This window comes from Deltaproteobacteria bacterium, from assembly GCA_019309045.1.
Taxonomy (GTDB): Bacteria; Desulfobacterota; Syntrophobacteria; order BM002; family BM002; genus JAFDGZ01.
Genome location: JAFDGZ010000109.1, coordinates 1 through 8,219, shown reverse-complemented (window position 1 = coordinate 8,219; position 8,219 = coordinate 1). Strand labels below are relative to the sequence as shown.

Sequence of the window (8,219 nt, the reverse complement as noted above, 5' to 3'; positions counted from 1 at the left end):
ACTGCCAGCAGGCCGCCGAAGCGCTTGCTGATCTTTTTGACCTCGAAGAAGTTCACTTCCGACTACAGCCCCAGATATACTTCCTTGATTTCCTTTTTCTGCAGCAGCTCCTGTGAAGGTCCCTGCATGGCCACTCTGCCAGTAGCCAGAACATAGCCGTAGTGAGAGTTGTCGAGTGCCAGCTGGACGTCCTGCTCCACCAGCAGAATTGCTGTGCCCCTGCTGTTTATTTCCTTGGTGATGTCAATGAGGTTGTCAACAATGAGCGGGGCCAGGCCGAGGGACATCTCGTCGATGAGAAGCAGTTCTGGATTGCCCATCAGTCCCCGGCCGATGGCGCACATCTGCTGCTCTCCCCCGGACAGGCTGCCGGCTTTCTGCCGCCTGCGCTCCTTCAGACGCGGAAAGATGGTGTAGATCTTGTCCAGTTCCTTGTTCACGTTTTTGGATTCCTGCCGCCGGAATGCTCCCATGATGAGGTTTTCCTCCACACTCATTTGCGGAAAGAGCCTGCGGCCTTCTGGCACCTGAATGATGCCTCTCTTGACGATTTCCTTGGATGGTAGAATGGTTATCTCCTGGTCTTGAAAGCGTATGGAGCCCCGGTAGGGCCGCAGCAAGCCGGATATGGTCTTGAGCAGGGTTGATTTGCCTGCGCCGTTGGAGCCAACCAGGGCAACGATCTGCCCCCTGTCAACCTGGATGCTCACATCCCAGAGGACTTGTACGTCGCCATAGCCAACGTCGAGGTTGTTGATTTCGAGCAGCAAAGTGGTTCCTCCTACCGGGTCAGTTCCTTGAATCTCTTGCCAAGGTAGGCCTTGATCACCTCTTCGTCATTGAGGACAGTTTCCGGTGAGCCGTCAGCGATCTTTTCGCCATGATGCAGGACAAAAATGCGATCACAGACATTTTTGATGGCTCGCATCACGTGCTCGATTATGAGAATTGTCACGCCCCTGTCTCTGATTTTCTTGATCAATTCCACGGATTGGTCGATCTCGCTGAAGTTAAGCCCTGCCATGACTTCATCGAAGAGGACCACCTCGGGGCTCATGGCCAGAGCTTTGGCCATCTCCAGCCTTTTTCTGGAGGCCACATTGAGCTGGTCTGCCCGCTGGTTCATCTGGTCCCCCAGGCCAACAAATTCCAGAATTTCCTGGGCTTTCTCTATAGCCTCTTTCGCTGACCAGCGTTTGCCCTGGGCGCCGAACATGGCACCCACAGAGGCATTCTCTTTTACCGTCATGCCCGGGAATGGTTTGACGATTTGAAAGGTGCGCGCCACGCCCAGGCGGCCAATCTGGTAGGGTTTCATACCCGATATTTTTTTGCCCTTGAAGTAGACTTCTCCTTCCGAGGGTTTGTACACGCCGGCAATGACGTTTACCAGGGTGGTCTTGCCAGCGCCATTGGGGCCGATGAGACCCAGAATTTCTCCCTGCTGCAAGGAAAAGTCCACCTGGCGCACTGCCAGAAGCCCTGCAAATTTCTTGCTGATTCCCTTGCCTTCCAGAATGTTCATGCGGTAGACCTTTTTTATACCCGGTGTTCGCGGATATTTTCCAGAAAGTAAGCGAGCCCGAATCTCTTCTGGATTATCATGTCAATAATACCCTTGGGTGTAAAAACGATGGCCAGAATCACCACAACGCCAAAGAAAAGGGTGTGGGCCAGGAGGAAATAATTGGACAAGAACTCGGAGATGATTTCAATGCTAAAGGCTCCCAGCAGGGGGCCGAACAGCTTGCCCATGCCGCCAAAGACGGCCATGACGATCATCTTTACGGTAGTGTGCACCGTAAAAGCAGGCCCCGGTTTGATGAATGCCTGTTGATAGGCATAGATACTGCCGCAGAAGCCGGTGAAGAGGCCGCTGAGAGCAAAGGCCATGGTCTTGGCATAGGTGGTGTTGATGCCCACGGAATTGGCTGCATCCTCATCCTCGCGAATAGCAATCAGAGAGTAGCCCAGCTTGGCATTGAGCAAAATATAAGTGACGATCAGGGTGAGAACCAGGGTGCCGAGCATCATGTAAAAGAAAAAATAATATTGCTTTCTGACAGCCAGATCCATCATGGGCAGGTAGATGCCCGAGTTTCCCTCGGTTATTTCAAGGTTTTGCACCAGAGCTTTCATGGCTTCAGCAACACCCAGGGTGGCAATGGCAAAATAATGGCCCCGGAGTCGCAGAACTGGCAGACCAATGAGGATGGCAAAGAGGGCGGCCCCCATACCTGCTGACAAAAAAGCAATAAAAAAATTGAGTCCTGCCTTTTCCATCAATACTGCAGTGACATAGGCGCCGATGCCAAAAAAGACCACGTTGCCAAACGAGGCATAGCCGGTGTAGCCGCCGATAAGATTCCAGGCGCTTGCCATGATGGCGAACATCAGAATGTCAGTTGCGAATCTGATAATGAAATTGTTGCAGAACAGCGGCACGAGTGTCAGAGCCAGTAAAGCGACCCCGCACAGCAGGTAGTTTCTCAACAGATGGTTTCTCATGCCTAATCAGTGCCTCCGAGTATGCCTCTGGGCCTTATTATGAGAACGAGGACCAGGATGGTAAAGCTTATGAGGTTTTCATAAGTGGAGCCGAACCAGTTTGTGCCGAGAGCCTCGGTTACTCCCAGGGTGAGGCCGCCAATCAGAGGCCCCATCATGCTGCCGAGACCGCCGATGATCACAACCACAAAAGACTTTAGCGTCAGTATTCCCCCCATCATCGGGCTGATGGGGAAGAGAATCGACCAGAGCGTGCCAGCCGCACCAGCGGCGGCCACACCGATGCCGAAGGTCACAGCATAGGTGCGCGCCACATCAACCCCTACAAGTCGAGCCGCCTCGAGATCTTGAGAGGTAGCTCTTATGGATCTGCCCAGATTGGTGCGATTGAGGATAACAAATAGAACGATGCTGATTATTATGACCAGAAGGAAGGCCAGCAGTCTGACAGTTGGGATAGTCAGATAGCTGCCGAATGAAAAATTGGCGGCGCCATACGACACCTTCACTTTGCGCACATCAGCGGTCCAGGCCACCAGAGCCAGGTTGTTGATAAAAATCTCGATGCCAAAAGCCAGAATGAGGGTAATAAAAGCACTGGCTCTGATTACGAAGTTAATAAGGTATTTTTGCACCAGGTAGCCCAGAAGGAAAAGGACCAGCATTGATGCGATAAGACTCAAAAACGGGTCAATGCCGAGCAGAGAGAAGCACCAGTAGGTGGTGAATGCTCCCAGCATAATGAAAGAGCCATGGGCGATATTGATGATGTCCATGACTCCCCATATAAGAGCCATGCCAATAGCCATCAAGGCATAGAGTCCGCCTTTGAGAATGCCGTTTACAATAATCTGGAGTAGCATGCAGCAGTCCCAATAAAAGCAATTTTAGTAAAAAAGAGGAGGAAGTTGGCTTCCTCCTCTCTGGGATCAGGATGATCTAACTGTGGACGACAAGAGGCATAGCCATCCTGCATGCCGTCTCAGTCGTGCCTTGCGTTTCACGGCGTGGTGCCGGAAGGGATGACTAGCCGCTGTCATTATCTTTCCTTCCAACATGGGAAAGGATAGCGCGGCTTCTTGGTCCCTTCGGGATAGACTTGATAAATCTTGCCGCCTTGAATCTGCAATACCACGCTGGTGCCTTTGATCTGCCCATTGGGATTGAATTCGACATGGCCATAGATGGTAGCCAGGGAAGTGGCAGCGATGGCGTCGCGCACCTTTTCAGGATTGAGGCTGCCGGCACGCTCGATGGCATCCTTGAACACGGCTACGTCGGCAATGCCACTGGCATTGTGGTAGTCGGGGTCATAGCCGAATTTTGCCTTGAAAAGCTTTACGAATTCCTGGGTATCTTTGAAGAGATATCCTTTGAAATTCATTTGAGTCGACCAGCTGGCCACACCGAAGATATACTCGGCATCTTTGCCCAGTGATTTGCGGAAGTCAGCCTCCGAGGGCCCCACGGTCATGCTGATCAGCTTTGGGCATACATTCAGTTCTTTGGCCTGCTGGGTGACATTGAGAGATTCCTCCGTATGACCCGCCACCAGCATAACATCTGCTTTCATAGCCTTGAGCTTGGTCAGGATGGAATTGAAGTCAGTGGCTCCTTCGGCATATTTTTCGTAAAGGACCACTTTCATACCCATCTGTTCAGCCAGGGCCTTGGTGCCCTTGGCCACACTGAGGTCAAACTTGTCATCAGAATAGAGGATGGCTACCGTTTTTGGAGCCGGAGTAAAGGTTTTCAGCATCTCGAGGGTTGACTTGAAGTACTGTCCCGCAGGGGGCAGGGTGCCGAATATATACTTGTTGCCGCGGCTGAATATCTTGCCGGAGGCTCCGCCGCCTTCTATCATGGGGATCTCGTAGCGTTGAGCCACCAGGCTGTCGGGTATGGTGATGCCGCTGGAGTAAGGGCCGAGAAGGAAGTTGACCTTGTCCTGGGTTATGAGCTTTTCTACCAGGCGAGAACTTTCGGTGGGGTCACTCTTGTCGTCGTAGTAGACAATTTTGAACATGTAGGTGTCGCTGCCGACCTTGACGCCGCCCTTCTTGTTCACCTGTTCTACGGCCATATCATAAGCATCGCGGTAAAGTTTTCCTGATCTGCTTTTGCCGCCTGTAAATGATATGGCGCATCCCAGCTTGATGACTTTAGTAGCTGCCGCATTGGCAGGCAACTCCAGGGAAGCGACCAGGCCAAGAGCAATTAAACCAATCAGAGCAGTTCTCACGAGTCCTTTCATAACTATCTCCTTGTGCTAAGTCGTAATCCAGAAAACTCCGTATGCACTCGCCTACGGAATCCCAGCACCTTCCGAGATGGATCTACTGGTCCAACTCTAGAAGCGATATTGGGCCGATTCAACCATCTCCGGGTGCAATCTACCTGCAGGTATTGGCCGGAACCAATGCCTGCATCCCATGGGCACTACAGCAAAAACTGCCGAACCATACAGATGCAAAAATAAAACGGAACCTGTCAACTACTCTTTGATGTGGCAAGCCTTCAGAAGATGTATATTTAGCATATGAAGAGCCCCAAAAACAAGGGTTAATAATCTTGCGGCAGGGTTGGCGAACAGGTATCTACCGCCGACTTGAAGCCATGCCATGGTGATCTAGCAGGTGAGATGAAAGGCGCCAGCCACCTTCTTGCCAGCAGCCTTGAGGCTGTTGAATCTTGCCACCGCTTCCCTGGTGGGCAGAGCAATGAACTCCATTCCTCTGGCTGCAATTGCCCTGGCTGCCTCGTCAGTTACCTGCATGTGGCCCGGCTCTCCCATGCCTATTACGATGATGTCCACCTGCGAGTCGAGAATGTCGGCAATGTCCTGGGGCAGGAGGGCATGGCCCCGCTGCCGCCACCAGTTGCCGATTGTTTGATTACCTATTATCTTGAGGTCGTGGTTGTGGGTTTCGCCTTTGACGATCATTCTGCCGAAGCTGTAAGAATCTATCATGGCGCTTCCCCCTGGCGAAGATTTACTGTGGTCTATGAGATGCACCTCAATAGACAATATTAGCTGATAGAATGGCTGAATGCCAGGGCCCTTGGATTGCCTCATGGAGTACAGGGACTTTGTAAAAACCACTTTGCCCTACCTGGGGCTTCGCTGGCGGCGGTTTCGCAGCAGTAACGTGAAACGGCGCGTTATGGAGCAGATGCGCCTGGCCGGTTTTACAGGCCTGGCGCCATATCAGCACTATCTGCTCACCCATCTCCAGGAGCAGCGCCGCTTGACCGGGAAATTGACGGTGACCATCTCCCGCTTCTGGCGCAACCGCGATCTTTTCGGGGCCCTGAGAGACAAGTGGCTGCCCACGTTGCTCGAGCAGCTGCCGCCTGGAGAACCCCTGCGGTTGTGGTCGGCGGGCTGCGCCTGTGGTGAAGAACCTTACAGCCTGCTGATGTTGTGGCGGGAACACTTCAGACATTGCAGCCGCAGAGTGCTCATTGTGGCAAGCGAAATTGACGAGCGCTGTCTGGCAAGGGCCAGAGCAGGCAGGTATGCACCGAGCTCTTTGAGAGAGCTGCCCAGGGAGCTGCGAGAGAAATATTTCAGATTTGCGCAGGGCTCCTACATACTTCAAGAAGATTTGTGGCAGGAGATTTCCTGGAAAGTGCACAATCTACTGTGGGATGATCCCCTCGAGGGCCAGCATGTCATCTTCTGCCGCAACCTGGTGTACACCTATTTTACCGATTCTCTACAATTGGAGATGACAGGCAAGTTCCACCGAGCCCTGCTGCCCGGCGGTTTGCTGGTAGTGGGCCGCAAGGAGCGGCTGCCTGCAGGTAGTGACAGCCTTTTTCGACAGGCCGCACCTGCCATGATCTGGGAGCGCTGCTAGACACAGGTCAACCTTTTTCCGGCCTGGCAGTGCTGAAAATCATTTAGCGCTTTCTTTCTGGGTCCGGATTTGTTATGCAAAGCGAGTCCGGCTGTTTTGGTGTGGTCGTCTATTGTAGTGGTGCGCCAGGCTGTAGCTGCTCTGGGGGAGAGAGCAATTGAACCTTCTCAGGGAAGTACTCGAGCGCGATGTGTTTCCAGCACTCGGTTGCACAGAGCCGATTGCTGTAGCCTACGCGGCCAGCCTTGCGGGCAAGGAGCTCGGCGGTGAGATAGGCGAAATCCACATATCCGTCGACCCAGGCGTCTACAAGAACGGCTTTGCCGTTGCCATTCCAAATACCGGCGGCGAAAGGGGCAACCTGATTGCCGGCGTACTGGGCGCTCTGATCAGGCGACCGCAGTTGAAGATGGAGATAATGAATTGCGTCAGCGAAGAGCTGCTCGGGAGGGCGAAAGCCCTTATCAGAGCGGACAGGGCAAAGATAAGCTGTGATAAGTCCAAAAGGCACCTCTATATCGATGTGCTGCTGCGCAGCGGCAAGAACACGGCCCGGGCGGTTATCGAGGGCTCGCACACCAACCTGGTCAGATTGGAGCGCAACGGCCGGGAACTTTTTCGGTCAGATGAGGCGGCGGAGCAGACCAGCGACGATGACTTGCGAACCGCCTTGAAAAACACCAGCACAGCCGAGCTCGTTGACCTTGTGGAGGAGATAGACCAGCAGGACTACGACTACATCCAGCGCGGCATCGACATGAATCTGCAGGTCTGGCAGGAAGGGTATTCGCTGCACAGGGTTGGCTACTATATCTCTGAACTGGTTGCCAAGAAGCTCCGGGAGGACAACATATTCTCTTCCTGCGAGGTAATGGCTGCCTCTGCCGTGGACGCTCGCATGGCTGGACTCAACCTGCCTGTTATGGCCAGCGGCGGCAGTGGAAATCAGGGGATTGTGGCGATCCTGGTTCCGTATCTGATCGGCAGACACTACGGGGTGGCAGAAGATGTTATTGTGCGCAGCATTGCCCTGTCGCACTTGATGAACAGCTACATCAAGTGCTTTACCGGCGAGCTCTCACCGCTGTGCGGCTGCTCGATTGGCGGCGGCGTGGGTGCTGCTGTGGCCATGGTCTATCAACGGGCCGGCAAAGACATGGCCAGAATCACCCTGGCGGCAAACAATCTCATCAGCGACCTGGGGGGCATGCTTTGCGATGGGGCCAAGGAGGGCTGCGCCCTGAAAGTGGCAAGTTCGACAAATTCGGCAATACGCGCCGCCCACATGGCGCTGAACAATTACGGCATTACGCAGACAGAAGGTTTCGTTGGACCCACGGTTGATGAGACCATCAGAAATCTGAGCCTGATCGGCACCATTGGCATGTCGCTGGCAAACGACACCATGCTGAACGTAATGATAGCAAAGGCTTCTGCCCTGATTGGTTCCAAGAGAAATGGTGCAGCAAAGGAGGATAGCCTGCACGATACCCGCAAGGGAAAATCAGGGGGTAGCCTGTGACCTCGCCTGCTTGAGTATGATACGCAGTTGCACAGCCGAGTGCCTGCAAGCAATCTGGAGTAAGGAATGAATCAAGGAAACAGGGTGAACGCCCTGATCCTGGGTGCCGCCATTTTCCTGGGATTGGCTGCCCTGGGCTATCTGCTTGGCAATGCCGCTATCAAGATCAAGGAATATGAACGTTCCGTCACTGTCAAGGGATTGGCTGAGCGGGAACTGCCGGCAGATATAGTAATCTGGCCCATTGCCTTCACCGAGGCCGGCAACGACCTCGGCGCACTCTATGAGTCGATAGAGAGTAGCAAGAAGAAAATTCAAGAATTTCT

General features: G+C 53.4%; 9 protein-coding genes. 3 read left to right on the top strand and 6 right to left on the bottom strand.

The window, feature by feature from the left end; genetic code table 11:
• Positions 1-62 precede the first annotated feature (62 nt).
• From JRI89_15640 to JRI89_15615, 6 genes are all read right to left on the bottom strand, one after another.
• Positions 63-767, bottom strand: coding sequence for an ABC transporter ATP-binding protein (locus JRI89_15640; GenBank protein ID MBW2072671.1), 705 nt, complete (start codon positions 765-767; stop codon positions 63-65).
• A gap of 14 nt (positions 768-781) precedes the next feature.
• Positions 782-1,525 carry an ABC transporter ATP-binding protein gene (locus tag JRI89_15635; protein ID MBW2072670.1) on the bottom strand — a complete coding sequence of 248 codons (744 nt, stop codon included), beginning with the start codon at positions 1,523-1,525 and terminating at the stop codon, positions 782-784.
• Between the two features lie 14 nt (positions 1,526-1,539).
• Positions 1,540-2,508, bottom strand: coding sequence for a branched-chain amino acid ABC transporter permease (locus tag JRI89_15630; GenBank protein MBW2072669.1), 969 nt, complete (start codon positions 2,506-2,508; stop codon positions 1,540-1,542).
• Between the two features lie 2 nt (positions 2,509-2,510).
• Positions 2,511-3,371 carry a branched-chain amino acid ABC transporter permease gene (locus JRI89_15625; GenBank protein ID MBW2072668.1) on the bottom strand — a complete coding sequence of 287 codons (861 nt, stop codon included), beginning with the start codon at positions 3,369-3,371 and terminating at the stop codon, positions 2,511-2,513.
• A 176-nt stretch (positions 3,372-3,547) separates the two neighbouring features.
• Positions 3,548-4,762 carry an amino acid ABC transporter substrate-binding protein gene (locus JRI89_15620; GenBank protein ID MBW2072667.1) on the bottom strand — a complete coding sequence of 405 codons (1,215 nt, stop codon included), beginning with the start codon at positions 4,760-4,762 and terminating at the stop codon, positions 3,548-3,550.
• Between the two features lie 375 nt (positions 4,763-5,137).
• Positions 5,138-5,479 (bottom strand): Mth938-like domain-containing protein, encoded by a 342-nt coding sequence (locus JRI89_15615; GenBank protein MBW2072666.1) that lies wholly within the window; start codon positions 5,477-5,479, stop codon positions 5,138-5,140.
• Between the two features lie 103 nt (positions 5,480-5,582).
• Between JRI89_15615 and JRI89_15610 the strand changes: the two genes are divergently transcribed.
• From JRI89_15610 to JRI89_15600, 3 genes are all read left to right on the top strand, one after another.
• Complete coding sequence (locus JRI89_15610; GenBank protein MBW2072665.1) at positions 5,583-6,371, top strand: hypothetical protein; 789 nt, start codon at positions 5,583-5,585, stop codon at positions 6,369-6,371.
• Between the two features lie 157 nt (positions 6,372-6,528).
• Entirely contained in the window at positions 6,529-7,893 is a 1,365-nt protein-coding gene (locus tag JRI89_15605) for a serine dehydratase subunit alpha family protein (protein MBW2072664.1), read from the top strand.
• Positions 7,894-7,959: 66 nt separating this feature from the next.
• On the top strand, positions 7,960-8,219 hold a 260-nt coding region (locus JRI89_15600; GenBank protein ID MBW2072663.1), incomplete at its 3' end, for a hypothetical protein.

Excerpts from the sequence above, each read along its gene's own strand:
- JRI89_15620 (MBW2072667.1), bottom strand. The coding sequence starts at position 4,762 with ATGAAAGGACTCGTGAGAACTGCTCTGATTGGTTTAATTGCTCTTGGC.
- JRI89_15610 (MBW2072665.1), top strand. The coding sequence starts at position 5,583 with ATGGAGTACAGGGACTTTGTAAAAACCACTTTGCCCTACCTGGGGCTT.
- JRI89_15625 (MBW2072668.1), bottom strand. The coding sequence starts at position 3,371 with ATGCTACTCCAGATTATTGTAAACGGCATTCTCAAAGGCGGACTCTAT.
- JRI89_15630 (MBW2072669.1), bottom strand. The coding sequence starts at position 2,508 with ATGAGAAACCATCTGTTGAGAAACTACCTGCTGTGCGGGGTCGCTTTA.
- JRI89_15635 (MBW2072670.1), bottom strand. The coding sequence starts at position 1,525 with ATGAACATTCTGGAAGGCAAGGGAATCAGCAAGAAATTTGCAGGGCTT.
- JRI89_15615 (MBW2072666.1), bottom strand. The coding sequence starts at position 5,479 with ATGATAGATTCTTACAGCTTCGGCAGAATGATCGTCAAAGGCGAAACC.